Below are 15809 nucleotides of genomic sequence, written 5' to 3'. Positions count from 1 at the left end.
ATTCTCAAGGCATTTTTATAAAAGATGTTTAAATTTGCCGTGGTATAATAGAAAAAATTAAAAGCGTTTTATGTCAAGTCATGCTTCTTCTACACCAGATAATCTTCTTTGGAAGGGTGGTGTACAACCAATGAGAGTTGGATATGGTAAACTGATGATGTGGATTTTCCTTTTGTCAGATACATTTACTTTTTCTGCTTTATTGATTTCTTATGGATTAGTAAGATTTAGTTATCCTACTTTTAAGGATCTTAATCCTGGTCAATCAATTGCGGATTTTGTGCCGTCAACAGAATGGTGGCCTACTCCTGAAAAGGTTTTTGAAGCGGTTCCTTTATTACATGGTTTAAGTTTACCATTGGTATTTGTAGGAATAATGACTTTCATTTTGATATTTAGTTCTGTTACTATGGTTTTAGCTGTAGAAGCAGGTCATAGAATGGATAAGGCAGACGTAGAAAAATGGATGCTTTGGACAATCTTAGGTGGATTTACTTTCTTAGGCTCACAGGCTTGGGAATGGTCACACTTTATTCATGGAACAGGAGCAGGTGGAGCTAATTTAATAAGTAATGAGTATGGTCCTACGGCATTTGCAGACTTTTTCTTCTTTATAACTGGTTTTCACGGAACTCACGTACTCTCTGGAGTAATACTTAATATTCTCATTTTTTATAATGCCTCAAATGGTGTTTATCAAAAAAGAGGACACTATGAAATGGTGGAGAAAGTTGGACTTTACTGGCACTTTGTAGACCTTGTTTGGGTGTTTGTATTTACTTTCTTTTACCTAGTTTGATCACATTATTAAAGCATATTAAAAGATGGCAGAACATATAGAAAATATTGATGCAGAAAAGCAAAAACCACAAACGAAGGAACTTTGGAAAGTTTTTTGGATTCTGCTAATAATTACGGCGGTTGAATTTGTGATTGCATTTCAAATTAGCTCAGACAGTGATTTTGGAAAATGGTTGAAAATATCACTTTTCATTATTCTAACATTTGTGAAATCGTTTTATATAGTGGGCACATTCATGCACTTAAAGCATGAGGTCAAAGCTTTAATATGGACCGTGGTTTTACCCGTAGTTTTTGTCTTATGGTTTATCTTAGCTCTTGTATACTATGAGGGTGGATACATAGGTTCGCTAAAATAAGATGAATAAAGGTTATTTTAAGGCCGGAATACTAATTGTGTTATTAGTAATTCCGGCTTTGTTTTTTGTATTTCTTAAAACATTCGGCGATAATCAGTTTAGCTTACCTAAATATTTTCCAGTTTTAGACGAGTCTGGTCATGTTCTAATTACGGAGGGAGATACTGTTTTTAATACCATAAGTGATTTTACTTTAACCAATCAATTTGGTGAACCCGTGGTTTTGTCTCAATTAGGAGACGAAATAAAGGTGGTAAGTTTTTTCTTTAGTCGTTGTGGTACTATTTGCCCTATGATGAATGAAAACTTGGCGAGGGTACAGGAAACTTTCAAGACTGACAGTAGTGTTAATTTCTTTAGTATTACAATAGACCCAGAGTTTGACACTCCAGAGGTTCTTTCAGAATATACCTCTGAGTTTAGTCCTGAGCTTAAACAATGGCAATTACTAACTGGACAAAAGGAGTATATCTACAAACTTGCCATAGAAGAGTTTAAATTACCAGTTGCAGATTATTCTGGTTTAGATTCATTGGGCAACCTTGATGTAGATCAAGCATTCATTCATTCAGAAAGGGCTCTCTTACTAGATGAGAATAACTTTATTCGTGGAATTTATGATGCCACAGATTTGTTAGAAATAGACAGATTGAAATTGGAGATTAAGGTGTTAAAAGATATTAATCAATGAAAAAGGAATACTCGCTGAAAACAATCAATATAATTTCTATTGTTGTGCCAGTAGTGGTGGCGGTTTTGTTAGGAATTAGGTCAAAGCCTTATCTAGGTGAATGGACCAGCGTATTACCACATCTTAATGCTTGTATAAATACGCTAACGTCAGTTTTATTAATTACAGGATTGGTTTTAATAAAGCAAAAAAAACAAATGGCTCATAGGATAGTTATGACGTCAGCTTTTTCTTTAGGTGGACTTTTTTTAGTGTGTTATGTGCTTTATCATTTGACTAATTCTTCTACAAGTTTTGGTGGAGAAGGTGCTGTAAGAGTATTTTATTATTTTATTTTAATTAGCCATATAGTATTGTCTTTGGTGGTACTTCCATTGGTTTTAAGAGCCTTTTACTTTGCAGTGGTTCAAGACTTTCAAAGACACAAAAAACTGGTTAAATTTGCATATCCTATCTGGTTATACGTTTCTATAACAGGAGTAATAGCCTATTTAATGATATCACCATATTATGCTTAAGAGAAGTTTCTTATTTAAGGTAGTGTTTGTTTTACTAGCGGTAATGTTAGTTTCTAATGTTAGTATGGCTCAGTGTGCCATGTGTAGAGCTACTGTAGGTAGTAATTTGAGTGAAGGAAGGGGAGTAATTGGTACTGGACTTAACTTTGGAATTCTTTACCTACTTTTAACTCCATACCTATTGGTGGGTGGTGTAGCTTTTTTCTGGTTTAGAGCAAGTAAAAAAGAGCTTTCGGAAAAGCTCTCTCTTACTAACCAAATAAAGAAAATTTACAGCTAATCTTTATATCTTATTGATAAGCCTGTTTTCTTCCGGAATATCATCTACTTCTACTAGCTCTAATCCAAACCTGAGGTATGCAGGCGTATTTTCAATATCCTCTTTGATATTATCGTTTTTGGCAAAGCTGGTTACGCTCTCTCTTAGTTTTTCTTCTGCTTCAAATAAACCTACTTGATTCTCAGGGATAGGGTTCTTCTTTTTACTCTTTTGACTTGCAATTCCTGGCATTCCAAAGGTAGAGAAAGGGCTCTCACTGTTGTTTGATTCGTTGTTCTCACTTTCGTCCTCTTTCTTTGTTTCATGTGCGGTGTTAAAATCCGTGATTCCAGCAGCTACTATAGTCACTCTTATACGGTCTTCTAAGCTGCGGTCAATAGAGTATCCGTGCTTAACTATTTTTGCCTTGGTTTTAATTTCATTTTCAATGAAACGCATAATCATGGCTTGGTCACTCATTTTAATTTTGTATTCTGGCCTTTCATCAGAGTAACATATTGAAACCAATAACCTCTTAGAACCTTTGATGTTATTACTATGCAGTAGCGGTGATTTTAAGGCCTCTTCTACGGCTATTTTGGCTCTGTCTACACCAGATGCCTCAGCAGAGCCCATAACGGCTTGTCCAGCGTTTTTAAGCACTGTTTTTACATCGGCGTAATCAAGGTTAATAATACCTGGTCTTGTTATCAATTCGGCAATGCTCTTAACGCCATTAGCTAGTATCCCATCAGCTCTTTCAAAGGCCTCTTGGATATCCATATCATGAAATAGGTTTTCCAATCTATCATTTTTGACAATAAGGACAGTGTCGCAGTAGGTTTTCATTTTTTCAATTCCCTCTAATGCTTGCTCAATTTTTTCTGTGCCTTCCCAGCTAAATGGGTCTGTAACCACACCTACTGTCAGCATGTTTTTTTCCTGAGCTATACGGGCTATTACTGGAGCAGCACCTGTACCAGTTCCGCCACCCATACCAGCTGTAATGAAAACCATTTCAGTAGGCTCATTAAAAAGCTGATGAATAGAATCTTCACTTTCAAGTGCCGCCTGTTCTCCAACTTTAGGAATTGCACCTGCACCTAGTCCTTTTGTTAGTTCAGCCCCAAGCTGGAGTCTCGTAATTTCTTTTGGCAAGTTCTTTAGAACCTGAAGGTCTGTGTTAGCCGCTACAATATTGACATCTTTGATGCCCATTTTGAAAAGCGTTTTAACAGCATTTCCACCGGCTCCACCTACACCTATTACGGTAATAATATTAGGCATGTCAGATTGGAAATCTAGTCCATAGTCTTGAGGGTATAACATAATTTCTAATTTAAAGTGAAAGCTACTAGTTATAAGTTTGTCTTAATTCAGGATCCTCCAATCTTTCAAGGAAAGAAGAAATTGGATTATTTTTGAATGAAAAGATAGTCTTTTTTCTTTTCTCTTTCAATACGTTAGTCATTGGTAATCTGTCGTCTGCTGGTTTTAGGGTTGATAACATTAAACCAACGGCCGTACTATATTTTGGGTGAGAAAGTTCAAAGAACGTATTATTGTCAATGTTTCTTACAGAATCAGCCACCCTGACAGTCAAAGGGGAAAAAGAGTTTTGAAATATCTTTTTAACCAATCCTAACCTTGCAACAGCTCCAGATACTATGACACCGTTTCCTAAAACTTTGGCATAATTGCTGTCAATAACATTTGACGCTATTAAACCGACTATTTCTTTTAATCGACTTTCTATCACTATAGCTACCGACCTTTGTAATAACTGCTTAGTAGGAAGGCCGTCTTTTCCTTCTAATTCTAGTACCTCGTTTATTTCAATTTCCTTACTACTCTTGTCTGAACTGGCTCTTAACACCTCTTCTGACTGTGCTTCCGTGATATTGAATGCTTGAGATAAATCCTTCAAAATAGCTAAAGAGCCAATTCCTAAAACGGCAGTATGTCTCAAACCGAAATCTTTATAAACCGTAACTTCGGTCAGTTGAGAACCGAAATTTACAAGCAAAATTCCGTTTTGTTTATCTTCAATAGAAAGTGTGGCTGCGGCATCTGCCACTGGCGTATATATAAGTTGGTCTACTGCTACCGGGCTTGGTCCCTTTCTACTACTTTCTAAAAAACCATAAGATAGTTCGTGGGTGCTTTCTAAAAAATCGTTGACTTTTTCAACAGGTGAAACCACAAAGTTAAAGTTGCAGGTCAATTTGTTTCCGGTAGCACCTTCAGGGTATTTGTTTATTTTTTCACCATCTATAAAAAAGTCAGTAGGTAAAGAATGAATGCATTCTGCCTTGTTACGCTTGTTAAAATTACTCTTGGCAGTTTTAACGAGTTGTACTAAAGTGTTATCATTTACTGTAAACTTATTTCCTGAGTTAGTGTATTCTTCGCGTTCTCCTTTTAGCGTAATAAACTCGTTGGAGTAATTACAATTCACAGAACCAATATCTAAGCTAGATTTATTGGCCAGTTTTTGTAAAACCCTGCTAGCTGTTTGTTCAAAATTCTGTGAGTTTTTTGAAAAACCTTTTGACATAGACTCGTAATCAGGGTCGTACTTTTCTTCTGCGTAATGCAGAATACTAATTTTTCCATGTTCGTCTCTTTTACCTGCTACGGCACACATTTTGGAGTTTCCGATATCTAGGCCTACGGAATACATTGGTTCTTTTTGTTCTTTCATTTTTCTCGATTATTAGGATTCACTTTTTTATTCGCACACAAGTTGGTTGGCATATTGTAATTTGACTTTAGAAAACTTATCCCAGCCTTTTACAGTCATAACCTGTTTATAAAAAACTTTCAGTTTATGAAGTTTCTGTTCTATGTTTTCAGCCTTTCCAAATTCAATAATGTGATTTCCTAAAACTGGGACAAATTTGATTTGTCCACTTTTGCTGACATCCATTTGAGATATTTGAGCATCCCAAAAGTCGTCTGTCTTGATGACCTTTATAAGTTCCATTAAGGAAGCGTCATCCTGTTTTTGAAGTGATTTCTTTTTATAAAAATAATCTCCAGAGAGTAAGAGAACTCTTTCTGAGTGATATTTGGAAAGAGGGAAAAAGTGACCGCTTTCATTTAAGTACTGGTCATTTTTCGAAACATATGAGCTGACTCTTGCATATGGAATGTAAGGTTTTACTTTCACATGAAGCATTCCTTTAAGGTCTCCATAAACCTCGCAATACTCTATCTGGTCTATTTGTTGAATACGCTCTTCAAGTTTACCTAAGTCAATTTCAGAGAGTACTTTTCCTTCAAGTGGTTCTAAACCGTTTTTAGTGATGTATTTCTTTACATCTTCTTTCGATATATAAGACTGGTCATTATTCTTAATCATTTTGATGTCTATTCCTTGACATCGCTGTATTCTAGATTTCTCATTTACAAAAGCAATGAGTGACAGTAATACCACCAAGCCGATTCCTGCAAATCCGTATTCCTTGAAGTTATTTAGAGTTAGTTTCATTGTTATAGTTGGTTTAGGAAGCTGTTAGGTTCCTCTAGATTTTTAAATCTATCTGATGTTTTTTCTTCTAAATCTGTCTTACAGTATTCTTTCAAGAGTTTAACGTCTTGATTCCACTGCTGACCGTCCCAAAACTCTAAACCCTTATGGTCTCTAATTTTATAAAGAGCCGCAGGTTTATACGCGGTGCCTAAGTATACGAAATCCAATCCCCTTTCTTTAGACCAGTTAATGGCACGCCACATCATCCATTTTCCTAACGAATGACTTTTCATATAGTCTGTGTCAAAAAATGAGAACCAGTAGTGTAACATGGTATCCGTTAGGCTAACGAGAATGTAACCTAAAGTTTTATCAGCATTCTTAAACTTTAGAATATGTGTTCCAATACTGCTTTTCAATATATAATTCCAACGCTCTTGGGTCATGTTAGAATCGCCAATTCTTTCGGTAATATATGCTTCACAAAGAGCTTTAAAGGTTGGCTCTTCAAGGTCAAACTTGTCTTTCTCTATCAATTCTACACTTACGCCAAGAGGTTCTATTTGACGACAAATCCTCCTATTTTCAGAAGTATCTTCAAATCTTGCCAAGTCAACTCGCAAGCTTCTAGCTAAATAGAACGTTTCAGACTCAAGCGTTATGTTTCCAGTGTAAGGAAGAAAACCTTTATCATAAATAGGTGATACATCTTCTTGACCCTCTCGCATAGCATAAATGGCATACGAAAAAGTATAGCTGCTGTAGTCCACGTTATTTTCTGAATAAAATATCTTCATTCCTATATTAGGCTTAAAATTTGGTTTACAATATCTTCCGCAGCCTTAGGCTTGGCGAAAGCTTTAATATTTTCGCTCAACTCACCTTGTAAATTGCTGTTTGACGCTAATTCCAAAGTTGTTTTAATAAGTTCTTTATTGACATCAATGTCTTTTACCAATAGAGCTGCATTCTCATTTACCAAACTCATAGCATTCATGGTTTGATGGTCTTCGGCTGCAGTAGGAAGCGGAACTAAGATGGAGGGCTTGTTGGTCAAACAAAGTTCAGAAACTGATAATGCTCCGGCTCTAGAGATAACAATATCTGCTGCTTTATAGGCTAAGTCCATTTCATAAATAAATTCAGAAATGTAAGTCTTAGAATTTGTAGGAAATTCTGATTTAAAGTTTTTGCCCGTTTGCCAAATGACTTGAAGATCAGCTTCTGTTAAATCTTTCAATCTAGCTTCTATAGCTTGGTTAATACTTCTGGCACCTTGGCTACCGCCAATAATCAATAATGTTTTCTTATTTTCATCTAAACCGAAATGAGCTAGAGCTTCTTTTCTAGTTTTGATGTTTTCAATAATGTCTTTTCTTACGGGATTTCCTGTGAATACTATTTTCTCAATTGGGAAAAAGGTTTCCATTTTAGGATAGGCTACGCATATTTTTGAAGCTTTTTTTGACAAGAATTTATTCGTAATTCCTGCGTATGAATTTTGCTCTTGAAGTAAGGTTTTTACTCCTTTAAAGTTTGCCATAAGAAGAGTGGGGCCACTGGCATAGCCACCCACGCCTATGGCGACATCTGGTTTAAACGTGCTTATTGTTTTATAAGCGAGTCTAAGGCTGTTGATGAGTTTAAACGGAAACTTTAAGTTAGCCAGCATATTGGAACGGTTAATTCCTGCTATTGGTAGTCCAATAATTTCAAAACCAGCTTTAGGAACTTTTTCCATTTCCATTTTGCCCTCAGCTCCAACAAATAGAATTTCAATATCGGTATACCTTGACTTTAATTCATTGGCAATGGCTATGGCTGGGTATATATGCCCTCCAGTACCACCTCCGCTGATAATTATTTTGTAAGGTTTACTCATCTTAGTTTGTTTGCGGCTTTAGCCTCATGATTTTTTGAAACGCTTAATACTATGCCAAGGGCAATTGATGTGAAAAGGATAGAAGTTCCTCCTTTACTAATCAAGGGTAATGTTTGACCCGTAACTGGACCCAAACCCACATTTATAAACATATGCGTTAATGCCTGAAATACAATACTTAAGGTCAATCCTATACTTAACAAACCACCGAAGGCATGCGTAGTGTTTTCAATATTTTTAAAGCCTCTTGCTAAAAGCCAGAGATAAAGACCTAAGATAAATATGCCACCCATGAGGCCATATTCCTCGATAATTATGGCGTAAATGAAATCGGAATAAGACTCGGCCATTCCGTGTTTTATAGCACTTCTTCCTGGCCCTACCCCAAAGAGACCTCCTCTTGCCACCGCAGCTAGGGCTTGGTCTTGCTGAATACTATTGCTACCTACCGCACCACCAATTAGGCCGTTGCTATCTAAATCTGAATTTGTGAAAGCTTCTACTCGATCAATAACTGTTTGGGTTCTTCCAAAATCTTTGTCAAAAACTACCTTAGAAATCCAACCTGCTCCAAAGGCGAGTATTAATCCCATGAATACTGAACCTGTAAGCCAAAGAATATATTTTCTAGGAATACGACCAATGATCATAATCATAAGGCAGGTCAATCCGAGAATCACAGATGTAGAGAAACTAGAAATAGCGAGAAGGCCACATAAAACACCGCACCATATAATGATAGGCCATAGGTGTTTGAAATTATCTAAAGTGTTCTGCTTTCTTGCCAGCATGGCAGAAAGGTTGGTAATAAGTACCAGACGCACTAGGTCTGAAGTCTGAAAAGTCCAGCCAAAAACAGAAATCCATCTTTTGGCACCACCCACTTCTCTACCAGAAGACAGGGTGTAAATAAGAATTAACGGAGTTAGCCAAAGGAGTATTTTGGCTAAAGGAGCTAGATTTATAAAATCAAACCGATGCACAAAGTAGGTTACAAAAAAACCGATAGCTACAAAAAACGCATGTTTAAAAATGACGATTTCAGGTGTAGCTGAAGTTCTATAAACCAAAGCTGAAATAGAGCTGTATACCGCAGCAATGCCAAAAAGAGACAGAAAAATAGTTATGACCCAAATCTGCATGTCGCCTTGCAGATGGTCCTTCAGTTTGAACCTATTCATTACACGTTTTATTAGAAAAGCTTGATATTAATCTAATTAGAGTTAGTAATTAGACCTTTGTTGTTCAAATTTACGTTTAAAAAACACTTCGCAAAAGATAATCTGAGTTTTTAATTCGGCTCAAAAGATAAAAAGGGAGAAACGTCTCGTTCCTCCCTTTTTGGTTCTATATGTTCTCTGAAAAATTACTTTTTAAGAGAGTCTCTGATTTCTTTTAGAATATCTAATTCAGATGGTCCCGCTGGAGCTGGATCAGCTACTGGTTCTTTAGTTTTGTTGTAAGCCTTAACAATCATAAAAAGAACAATACCTACTGTGATAAGATTAATAATGCTATTAATCCATATACCATATTTGATTGCATTTTCAGGAGTTGCTACAGTTCCGTCTTCAGCCATAATAGCTGGGTCTAAAACTACTTTGAGGTCAGCGAAGTCAAGTCCACCAGCAAAATGACCAACTATTGGCATCATGATGTTTCCTACAAAACCGCTAACTACAAGGCCAATAGCTCCTGCTAAAATTACCGCAACTGCAAGGTCAATGACATTTCCTGTCATTATGAAATTTTTAAATTCTTTAAGCATCTTGATATATGTTTATGTTTGAAAAAAATTAAAGGGCAAGTGAAAAGCCAGCGGAAAGACCTTGGCTAAGTTGAAATTTCTTTACTTGGTCTTCGTCATAAATACCTATTAAAGAAAAGTTTACGTTAAAGTATTTGCCAATTTTTGAAGTGGCAATTAAGTTAATGTTATGGTCAATAGGCTTAGTTTCGGGAGCGTATGCTACAAATGCTTGATACCTCCACTTAAGATTAAAGTTTTCGGTAATATTTTTATCAAATGATGCTACTGCCTGTACACCTAGTTCATTAAGAATGTTTTTACCTTCATCTACGCCATAAGCCCTTCTAATAATCTCTCCATTTTTAGCTTCTACTTCTATGGCTTTATTTTCAAAAACTTCATCGTTGAAAACAAGCGTTTGTCTTACAGTAGCACCACCTAGCTGTACCGTAAAGTATGGCTTAGGAACCCATTCAAGGCCAATGCCTTCAGAAAGAAATGCAGGGGCAAAAAAGTTTGAAATCATATTTCCTCTTACGCCGTCATCACCAAATTCATAACCTCCAGAAAGCTGAGAAAGAAGATTAACACCTGCGAACCAGTTCAATTTTGGAGAAATGCTGCTTGCATATTTACTTTCAGCAAAAAGCCTATCAACGCTTTTTCTCAAATCAATGCCTTTGTTTTTAAGGAAGCCATATTGAAATTGAATGTCGTTTGTCCATACTCCTTTTCCTTTATGCTTTACAGCAAGGTTGTTAAATAAAAGACCAATTGCGAAGTTGTTAACTCCACCGCCTTGCCAGTTGTCATTAAAGGAAGCTTGAGAAAAGTTAAGGGCTACTTGAGTGTTTCTGTCCCACCAGCCTACGCGTAATGAATCTTCTAAATTATTCATTACTGGTGCTTCCTGTGCATATGCACCAATAGCCATTAGGGATAGGAAGATTATACTTAAAATTTGTTTTTTCATCTTAAAAAAATATATGGGGTTTATTATTTGTGTATTGTTACTTTTTCGGTTTGTAGAACTCTTAATGGAAATACTGTTTTTGCATCACCATTTTGAATAGTTATAGTGGTGTTATCAACTTTTAAAACTTCTCCTTTTATTCCGTCAATCTCAATGGTTTCACCAACCGAATACTTGTTTTTTGAGTAGAATGAACTTATAATATTAAGCAATATTTCTTTAGAAGCAAAGCCGTAACCTATTGAAAACGAAAGGATAATGCCCGCTATTAGTATATTGAAACTGCTTTCTAAAAGAGCAGTGTTTATTCCAGCCTGACCTAAGGCCGCTATAATAGTTATGACCAATAGGAAGAAAAAGACACCGGTTCCTATTAATTTCCCTGATGCTATATTGAAAGATTCGCATAGGCCTACCACAAAAGACTTAACAGCATCTGCAAGTAATAAACCAGCAAATATCATTATGGTAGCGGAGATAACCTTTGGAATGTATTCTACCACCATTGCAAACATGTTGGAAATGGCAGGAACGCCTAATGTTTGTGCGGCTTGTATTAGAAAAACTATCAGTATGAAGAAGTAGACAATCTTTGATACAACCTTACTCAACTTTATATTAAGGTCAAATTTCTTAAGTGCGTCTATGTCGTTTATTTTCTCACCAAGCTTATCAAGGCCAATTTTTGAGATTATATTTTTAAGAACGGTACTTGCTATTTTGGCTGTAAGCCAACCTATTAAAAGTATAACCACTGCACCAATGAAATTGGAGGTAAATTCTCCAAATTGTGTTATTAGGTTTTGAAAGGTACTTATTAAGATGTCCTTAATATTTGGTAATTTATCCATTAGTTTTTTAGTGTTTTGTTGGCTTCTATTTCCTGAAGTAAAGTTGCTCCTACTCTAAAGGGTTCCCCTATAAACATATTGACCATAACCATGGCCTCTCTTATAATATCAATTTCTGATACTAACTGGTCTTTTACTTTGTCTGAGCCTTCAAAGATCTCATTTGTGTTTATGTCAAAGTTATTATTAGCCATGTTTATTTTTTAAAGAATAAGAGTATTTTTAGTGCTATAAGAGCGAACAAAGCTACATGCTCTAAATAGAGTTTTTTCATTTTCTCCTTTGTTCTCATCAGCCTCATCTTGGTTGCACTTTCAGACAATTCAAAAGTCTCCGCAATTTCCTTTATGCTAAAGTCGTCTTGATATTTCATCAAAAGCATTGCTTTTTCTTGAGGAGATACTTGCTCAAGACTTTTATGGAGTCCTTCGGCTTTCATACCTAGAAGTTCAGTGTCAACCTCTTCTTCCACAAATTCCATTCTATCGTCCCAGGCTTCTTCTCTCATTTTTTTCTGTTTCCTGATATTATCCATACAGTAATTGTATGTAATGGAATAGAGCCAGGTAGAAAAACGAGCATTCTCTTTAAAAGTACCAATCTTGGTAATAACTTTTAAGAATATATCATGAGCCAAATCTTCTGCTTTAGCTGTGTCTCCAGTGAATGAAAAGCATTTTCGATAAACTTTTTCGGAGTAGCGATCATATATTTCTTCAAAATAGATATTTTGTTGCGTAGAAACATATTCTCGAACTAGTTCTTCATCTTTCATCTTATCGTACAACTGACTACGCATATTAGACTAAGCAATTTGATTTAGTAACTAGAAATTTGAGAAAAGTTTGAGATTTTCACTTTTAAAAGGCAAATATCTTAAAAATATTAACGGTTTTGGTATGCTTAAGGCTAAAATGTATCTATAAGATAAGCTTTTCAGTCGTCTTGCGTGAAGCCTAAAGCATGATTGAGAAGGGTAAATAGTTATATTTACAGAAAAAATAACAACAAACTAATGAACGCAAGAGAGTTTTTAGAAAGAGTACCCCAAAAAGTAGACCCTGAGGAAAATAAAGGTCTAAACACTGCACTGCACTTTGATTTTAAGGAAGAGCAGTATACCCTCGCTGTTAAAGATGGTGTTGCTGAGTTTTTAGAAGGACTAGTAGGAGAGCCAGAGGTTACATTAAAAGCCAAGGCAGATGATTTTGCAAAGATTGCATCGGGTGAGATGAATCCAATGACGGCTATGATGTTTGGTAAATTGAAAGTATCAAATCCAGGAGCAATGATGAAGTACGCTAAAATGCTAGGCTTCATGTAAGAACAATTTTTTCAACTAATACTTCATCAAACAATAAAAATGGCGAGTAAATATTTTGACAGAAAAACATTAGATTTTATTCTGGAAGACGTACATGTGGCATCTTCTCTAAGTGCACTAACTTATTTTGAAGATCATGATTCCGAAACTTTCAAAATGGTTTTGGACTCCGCAGAACACATTGGAGATACCATCATGTTTCCTAGTCTTTCGGCTGTAGATAAAAATCAACCTGAATTAGTAGATGGTGAAGTAAAAGTACATCCATCTATTAAAGCTTATTTAAAGGCTATAGGTGAGGCAGGACTTTTATCAGCAGACTTTTCTTATGAAGATGGTGGCTCTCAGTTGCCGCTTACTGTAGGGAGTGCAGTTGGCTTTACCTTGATAGCCGCAAATAATGGAATGCTTTATAGTGGATTGACAGCTGGTTCAGCAAGGTTGATTACTGCTTATGGCTCAGATGATTTAAAAGAGACTTATGTAGAAAAAATGTTATCAGGGAAATGGCAAGGTACTATGTGCCTTACCGAACCACAAGCAGGCTCATCTTTATCTGATATTAATGCTACGGCTACTAGAGAAGAAGATGGTACATTCAAATTAACCGGGCAAAAGATATTCATTTCTGCAGGAGACCATGACTGCTGTGATAACGTGGTGCACTTAGTTATTGCTAGAATTAAAGGAGCCCCTTCTGGCTCAAAAGGTATTTCTTTATTCGTAGTTCCCAAAATTTTACCAAACGGAGAACTTAATGATGTGACCAATGTAGGGATTTTTCACAAATTAGGTCAAAAAGGCGTTCCGGCTATGCATTTAGGTTTTGGCGATAGGTCAAATAACTGTGTGGCTTATTTGATAGGACAAGAGAATAAAGGCCTAAGCTACATGTTCCAGATGATGAACGAAGCTCGAATAGGGGTGGGAGTAACAGGAGCAGCTATTGCTTCTGCGGCTTATCAGGCCTCCTTAGAATATGCAAAAGAGCGTCCGCAAAGCAGAAGACTTAATGAAAAGTCGGCTGTGGAATCACCGCAAATTCCTATCATTCAGCATCCGGATGTCAGAAGAATGCTTTTCTTCCAGAAAGCTGTGGTAGAAGGTTCAATATCTCTTTTGACTGAAGTGTCTAAGTATTATGACTTATCACATAGGTTGGAGGATGCTAAAGAAAAAGCGGAGTATCATTTGTTATTAGAATTGCTCACGCCAATAGCTAAAACATATCCATGTGAAGCTGGAGTCAAATCAATTTCTGAAGCAGTTCAGATTTTTGGTGGTTACGGTTTTACGGAAGATTTTCCTGTAGAACAGTATTATAGAGATATTAGAATTACACCAATTTACGAAGGAACCACAGGGATTCAATCGCTAGATTTATTAGGTCGTAAGGTTTTGATGGCAGACGGAAAAGCAATGTTCCTTTTGGCAGAAGAAATAAACAAAACTATAAAAGAGGCAAATCAAACAGAAAAACTGCAAGCATATGCAGGAAAGCTAGGCGATGCCGTTAAAAGACTTTCTGAAGTTACGCAGCATCTGATGAAAGTAGCTGCCACTGGTGATGTGGAGCTTTTTCTTTCTGATGCTACACTTTATATGGAAGTATTCAGTTTAGTGACCATTTCATGGCAATGGCTTAAAATGGCGAGTGTAGCAGCAAATGGTTTGAAAGATGTAGGAATTAACGCCGAGCAAAAGGCATTTTTAGAAAGTAAGATTAAAACTATGCAGTTTTTCTTTCATTATGAGCTCCCTAAAACGGAAGGGTTTATTACACGTCTTACGGACGGTGAGGTCATTACTGTTTTAAGAGGAGAAGAGAAAATGGTTTTCTAAAATAAAGGATTTTTAAACAAAAGGCGGAGGGCTTATTCTTTAATAGAATCAAGCGTTTCGCCTTTTATTTTGTCTTGAAGTTTCAGAATTCCACCTATTAATGCTTCTGGCCTTGGAGGGCAGCCAGGTACATATACATCTACCGGGATAATTCTGTCAACACCTTTTACTACATGGTAGCCATGCTCCCAGTACGGCCCTCCACAGTTAGAGCAGCTTCCCATAGAAATCACATACTTAGGGTCTGCCATTTGTTCATATAGCCTTTTGATTCTGTCGGCCATTTTGAAGGTAACTGTTCCTGAAATTATAATTAGGTCAGACTGACGCGGCGAGTTTCTTGGGAAAATACCGAAACGCTCTAAGTCATAATTTGAAGCCATAGAAGCCATCATTTCAATTGCACAACAAGCCAAACCAAAGCCTAGAGGCCAAAGTGAGTTTGCACGAGCCCAGTTGGCTAGTTCATCCAAGTTGGTCAAAATCACTTCACCCTGACCATCTTTTATTCTTTCGCTATTTTCTAAGGAATCAAAATTCATTGATACTTTTCATTAATAGATTCGTAGGCAGCCATTGGTACTTTGGCTTCAAATTCTGTTTTGACCACAGAAGACTTTATCCAATCTAGGTGGCCTTCTTTCCAGGCATACACTAAACCTAAAGTCAATAAAAATATAAAGACAAACATTTCACCTATGGCGTACCAAGCCCAAGCTCCTGCCGTTTCATTTATTAGACTAGCATTTCCAAAAACGGTGGCCCAAGGAAATAATAAAACCAACTCAACCTCAAATAGGAGAAATATGATGGCTATTACATAGAATTTAATGTTAAAACTGACCACAGCATCTCCTTCAACATCTTCTCCAGATTCATAAGACGCGTTTTTTTCGGGGTTTGGTTTATCAGGTCTTAGTAGTTTTGCAACTCCTAAAAGCACGGATAGCATTAAAAATGCACCGAGAATAAATAAAAATATGAAAGTAAAATTTTGAGCCATTTTTCGTCCTTAGGATACAAACCTAGTTATTTAATTTAAAAATGTGACATATGGTTTCATTCTCGTCCAAAAAAATGGTGT

Annotated in this window: 20 protein-coding genes; 7 read left to right on the top strand and 13 right to left on the bottom strand. The window is 36.3% G+C overall.

Features of this window, described 5'->3' with window-relative positions; translation table 11 throughout:
• The first annotated feature begins 70 nt into the window (after positions 1–70).
• From AADJ06_RS17160 to AADJ06_RS17140, 5 genes are read left to right on the top strand one after another with little or no spacing between them, the layout of a single operon-like run.
• A complete protein-coding gene (locus tag AADJ06_RS17160) occupies positions 71–799 on the top strand; it encodes a cytochrome c oxidase subunit 3 (protein WP_341227715.1) in 729 nt (242 codons plus the stop codon).
• Between the two features lie 25 nt (positions 800–824).
• Positions 825–1160 (top strand): cytochrome C oxidase subunit IV family protein, encoded by a 336-nt coding sequence (locus tag AADJ06_RS17155; RefSeq protein ID WP_341227714.1) that lies wholly within the window; start codon positions 825–827, stop codon positions 1158–1160.
• A 1-nt stretch (position 1161) separates the two neighbouring features.
• The gene (locus AADJ06_RS17150; protein WP_341227713.1) at positions 1162–1851 is read left to right on the top strand and encodes an SCO family protein; all 690 of its coding nucleotides are present in this window, start codon (positions 1162–1164) and stop codon (positions 1849–1851) included.
• Positions 1848–2369 carry a DUF420 domain-containing protein gene (locus tag AADJ06_RS17145; protein WP_341227712.1) on the top strand — a complete coding sequence of 174 codons (522 nt, stop codon included), beginning with the start codon at positions 1848–1850 and terminating at the stop codon, positions 2367–2369. Before AADJ06_RS17150 ends, AADJ06_RS17145 begins: the two co-directional genes overlap by 4 nt.
• Positions 2362–2649 (top strand): hypothetical protein, encoded by a 288-nt coding sequence (locus AADJ06_RS17140; protein ID WP_341227711.1) that lies wholly within the window; start codon positions 2362–2364, stop codon positions 2647–2649. Before AADJ06_RS17145 ends, AADJ06_RS17140 begins: the two co-directional genes overlap by 8 nt.
• A 3-nt stretch (positions 2650–2652) precedes the next feature.
• Here the strand turns inward: AADJ06_RS17140 and ftsZ are convergent, their stop codons facing one another.
• The 11 genes from ftsZ to AADJ06_RS17085 form a co-directional block, all read right to left on the bottom strand.
• Positions 2653–3957, bottom strand: a complete 1305-nt coding sequence (gene ftsZ, locus AADJ06_RS17135; RefSeq protein ID WP_341227710.1) for a cell division protein FtsZ — start codon at positions 3955–3957, stop codon at positions 2653–2655.
• Between the two features lie 25 nt (positions 3958–3982).
• Positions 3983–5332: a cell division FtsA domain-containing protein gene (locus tag AADJ06_RS17130; RefSeq protein ID WP_341227709.1), complete on the bottom strand. Its 1350-nt coding sequence runs from the start codon at positions 5330–5332 to the stop codon at positions 3983–3985.
• A gap of 27 nt (positions 5333–5359) precedes the next feature.
• A complete protein-coding gene (locus AADJ06_RS17125) occupies positions 5360–6121 on the bottom strand; it encodes a hypothetical protein (RefSeq protein ID WP_341227708.1) in 762 nt (253 codons plus the stop codon).
• Positions 6122–6123: 2 nt separating this feature from the next.
• Positions 6124–6900, bottom strand: coding sequence for a GNAT family N-acetyltransferase (locus AADJ06_RS17120; protein ID WP_341227707.1), 777 nt, complete (start codon positions 6898–6900; stop codon positions 6124–6126).
• A gap of 2 nt (positions 6901–6902) precedes the next feature.
• Positions 6903–7985 carry an undecaprenyldiphospho-muramoylpentapeptide beta-N-acetylglucosaminyltransferase gene (gene murG, locus AADJ06_RS17115; protein ID WP_341227706.1) on the bottom strand — a complete coding sequence of 361 codons (1083 nt, stop codon included), beginning with the start codon at positions 7983–7985 and terminating at the stop codon, positions 6903–6905.
• Entirely contained in the window at positions 7982–9166 is a 1185-nt protein-coding gene (locus tag AADJ06_RS17110; RefSeq protein WP_341227705.1) for an FtsW/RodA/SpoVE family cell cycle protein, read from the bottom strand. Before AADJ06_RS17110 ends, murG begins: the two co-directional genes overlap by 4 nt.
• 185 nt (positions 9167–9351) lie before the next feature.
• Positions 9352–9753, bottom strand: coding sequence for a large conductance mechanosensitive channel protein MscL (gene mscL / locus AADJ06_RS17105; RefSeq protein ID WP_341227704.1), 402 nt, complete (start codon positions 9751–9753; stop codon positions 9352–9354).
• 28 nt (positions 9754–9781) lie between these two features.
• Positions 9782–10708 carry a DUF3078 domain-containing protein gene (locus AADJ06_RS17100; protein WP_341227703.1) on the bottom strand — a complete coding sequence of 309 codons (927 nt, stop codon included), beginning with the start codon at positions 10706–10708 and terminating at the stop codon, positions 9782–9784.
• A gap of 23 nt (positions 10709–10731) precedes the next feature.
• Positions 10732–11559: a mechanosensitive ion channel domain-containing protein gene (locus AADJ06_RS17095; RefSeq protein WP_341227702.1), complete on the bottom strand. Its 828-nt coding sequence runs from the start codon at positions 11557–11559 to the stop codon at positions 10732–10734.
• Positions 11559–11753 carry a hypothetical protein gene (locus AADJ06_RS17090; RefSeq protein WP_341227701.1) on the bottom strand — a complete coding sequence of 65 codons (195 nt, stop codon included), beginning with the start codon at positions 11751–11753 and terminating at the stop codon, positions 11559–11561. Before AADJ06_RS17090 ends, AADJ06_RS17095 begins: the two co-directional genes overlap by 1 nt.
• A gap of 2 nt (positions 11754–11755) precedes the next feature.
• Positions 11756–12358, bottom strand: coding sequence for an RNA polymerase sigma factor (locus tag AADJ06_RS17085; protein WP_341227700.1), 603 nt, complete (start codon positions 12356–12358; stop codon positions 11756–11758).
• Positions 12359–12574: 216 nt separating this feature from the next.
• Between AADJ06_RS17085 and AADJ06_RS17080 the strand changes: the two genes are divergently transcribed.
• Positions 12575–12883, top strand: coding sequence for an SCP2 sterol-binding domain-containing protein (locus tag AADJ06_RS17080; RefSeq protein WP_341227699.1), 309 nt, complete (start codon positions 12575–12577; stop codon positions 12881–12883).
• Positions 12884–12922: 39 nt separating this feature from the next.
• Positions 12923–14725: an acyl-CoA dehydrogenase gene (locus tag AADJ06_RS17075; RefSeq protein WP_341227698.1), complete on the top strand. Its 1803-nt coding sequence runs from the start codon at positions 12923–12925 to the stop codon at positions 14723–14725.
• Between the two features lie 32 nt (positions 14726–14757).
• Here AADJ06_RS17075 and nuoB read toward each other — a convergent pair whose 3' ends face one another.
• Positions 14758–15267 carry an NADH-quinone oxidoreductase subunit NuoB gene (gene nuoB, locus AADJ06_RS17070; RefSeq protein WP_341227697.1) on the bottom strand — a complete coding sequence of 170 codons (510 nt, stop codon included), beginning with the start codon at positions 15265–15267 and terminating at the stop codon, positions 14758–14760.
• Entirely contained in the window at positions 15264–15728 is a 465-nt protein-coding gene (locus tag AADJ06_RS17065) for an NADH-quinone oxidoreductase subunit A (RefSeq protein ID WP_341227696.1), read from the bottom strand. Before AADJ06_RS17065 ends, nuoB begins: the two co-directional genes overlap by 4 nt.
• Between the last annotated feature and the right edge of the window lie 81 nt (positions 15729–15809).

Origin of the sequence: uncultured Arcticibacterium sp. (assembly GCF_964021845.1) — a bacterium.
In the GTDB taxonomy this organism is placed as follows: domain Bacteria; phylum Bacteroidota; class Bacteroidia; order Cytophagales; family Spirosomataceae; genus Arcticibacterium.
This window is presented reverse-complemented; position numbering and strand designations above follow the sequence as displayed.

What these genes read in the sequence shown, in the direction of transcription:
- AADJ06_RS17160 (WP_341227715.1), top strand. Translation starts at nt 71, where the DNA reads ATGTCAAGTCATGCTTCTTCTACACCAGATAATCTTCTTTGGAAGGGT.
- AADJ06_RS17155 (WP_341227714.1), top strand. Translation starts at nt 825, where the DNA reads ATGGCAGAACATATAGAAAATATTGATGCAGAAAAGCAAAAACCACAA.
- AADJ06_RS17150 (WP_341227713.1), top strand. Translation starts at nt 1,162, where the DNA reads ATGAATAAAGGTTATTTTAAGGCCGGAATACTAATTGTGTTATTAGTA.
- AADJ06_RS17145 (WP_341227712.1), top strand. Translation starts at nt 1,848, where the DNA reads ATGAAAAAGGAATACTCGCTGAAAACAATCAATATAATTTCTATTGTT.
- AADJ06_RS17140 (WP_341227711.1), top strand. Translation starts at nt 2,362, where the DNA reads ATGCTTAAGAGAAGTTTCTTATTTAAGGTAGTGTTTGTTTTACTAGCG.
- ftsZ (WP_341227710.1), bottom strand. Translation starts at nt 3,957, where the DNA reads ATGTTATACCCTCAAGACTATGGACTAGATTTCCAATCTGACATGCCT.
- AADJ06_RS17130 (WP_341227709.1), bottom strand. Translation starts at nt 5,332, where the DNA reads ATGAAAGAACAAAAAGAACCAATGTATTCCGTAGGCCTAGATATCGGA.
- AADJ06_RS17125 (WP_341227708.1), bottom strand. Translation starts at nt 6,121, where the DNA reads ATGAAACTAACTCTAAATAACTTCAAGGAATACGGATTTGCAGGAATC.
- AADJ06_RS17120 (WP_341227707.1), bottom strand. Translation starts at nt 6,900, where the DNA reads ATGAAGATATTTTATTCAGAAAATAACGTGGACTACAGCAGCTATACT.
- murG (WP_341227706.1), bottom strand. Translation starts at nt 7,985, where the DNA reads ATGAGTAAACCTTACAAAATAATTATCAGCGGAGGTGGTACTGGAGGG.
- AADJ06_RS17110 (WP_341227705.1), bottom strand. Translation starts at nt 9,166, where the DNA reads ATGAATAGGTTCAAACTGAAGGACCATCTGCAAGGCGACATGCAGATT.
- mscL (WP_341227704.1), bottom strand. Translation starts at nt 9,753, where the DNA reads ATGCTTAAAGAATTTAAAAATTTCATAATGACAGGAAATGTCATTGAC.
- AADJ06_RS17100 (WP_341227703.1), bottom strand. Translation starts at nt 10,708, where the DNA reads ATGAAAAAACAAATTTTAAGTATAATCTTCCTATCCCTAATGGCTATT.
- AADJ06_RS17095 (WP_341227702.1), bottom strand. Translation starts at nt 11,559, where the DNA reads ATGGATAAATTACCAAATATTAAGGACATCTTAATAAGTACCTTTCAA.
- AADJ06_RS17090 (WP_341227701.1), bottom strand. Translation starts at nt 11,753, where the DNA reads ATGGCTAATAATAACTTTGACATAAACACAAATGAGATCTTTGAAGGC.
- AADJ06_RS17085 (WP_341227700.1), bottom strand. Translation starts at nt 12,358, where the DNA reads ATGCGTAGTCAGTTGTACGATAAGATGAAAGATGAAGAACTAGTTCGA.
- AADJ06_RS17080 (WP_341227699.1), top strand. Translation starts at nt 12,575, where the DNA reads ATGAACGCAAGAGAGTTTTTAGAAAGAGTACCCCAAAAAGTAGACCCT.
- AADJ06_RS17075 (WP_341227698.1), top strand. Translation starts at nt 12,923, where the DNA reads ATGGCGAGTAAATATTTTGACAGAAAAACATTAGATTTTATTCTGGAA.
- nuoB (WP_341227697.1), bottom strand. Translation starts at nt 15,267, where the DNA reads ATGAATTTTGATTCCTTAGAAAATAGCGAAAGAATAAAAGATGGTCAG.
- AADJ06_RS17065 (WP_341227696.1), bottom strand. Translation starts at nt 15,728, where the DNA reads ATGGCTCAAAATTTTACTTTCATATTTTTATTTATTCTCGGTGCATTT.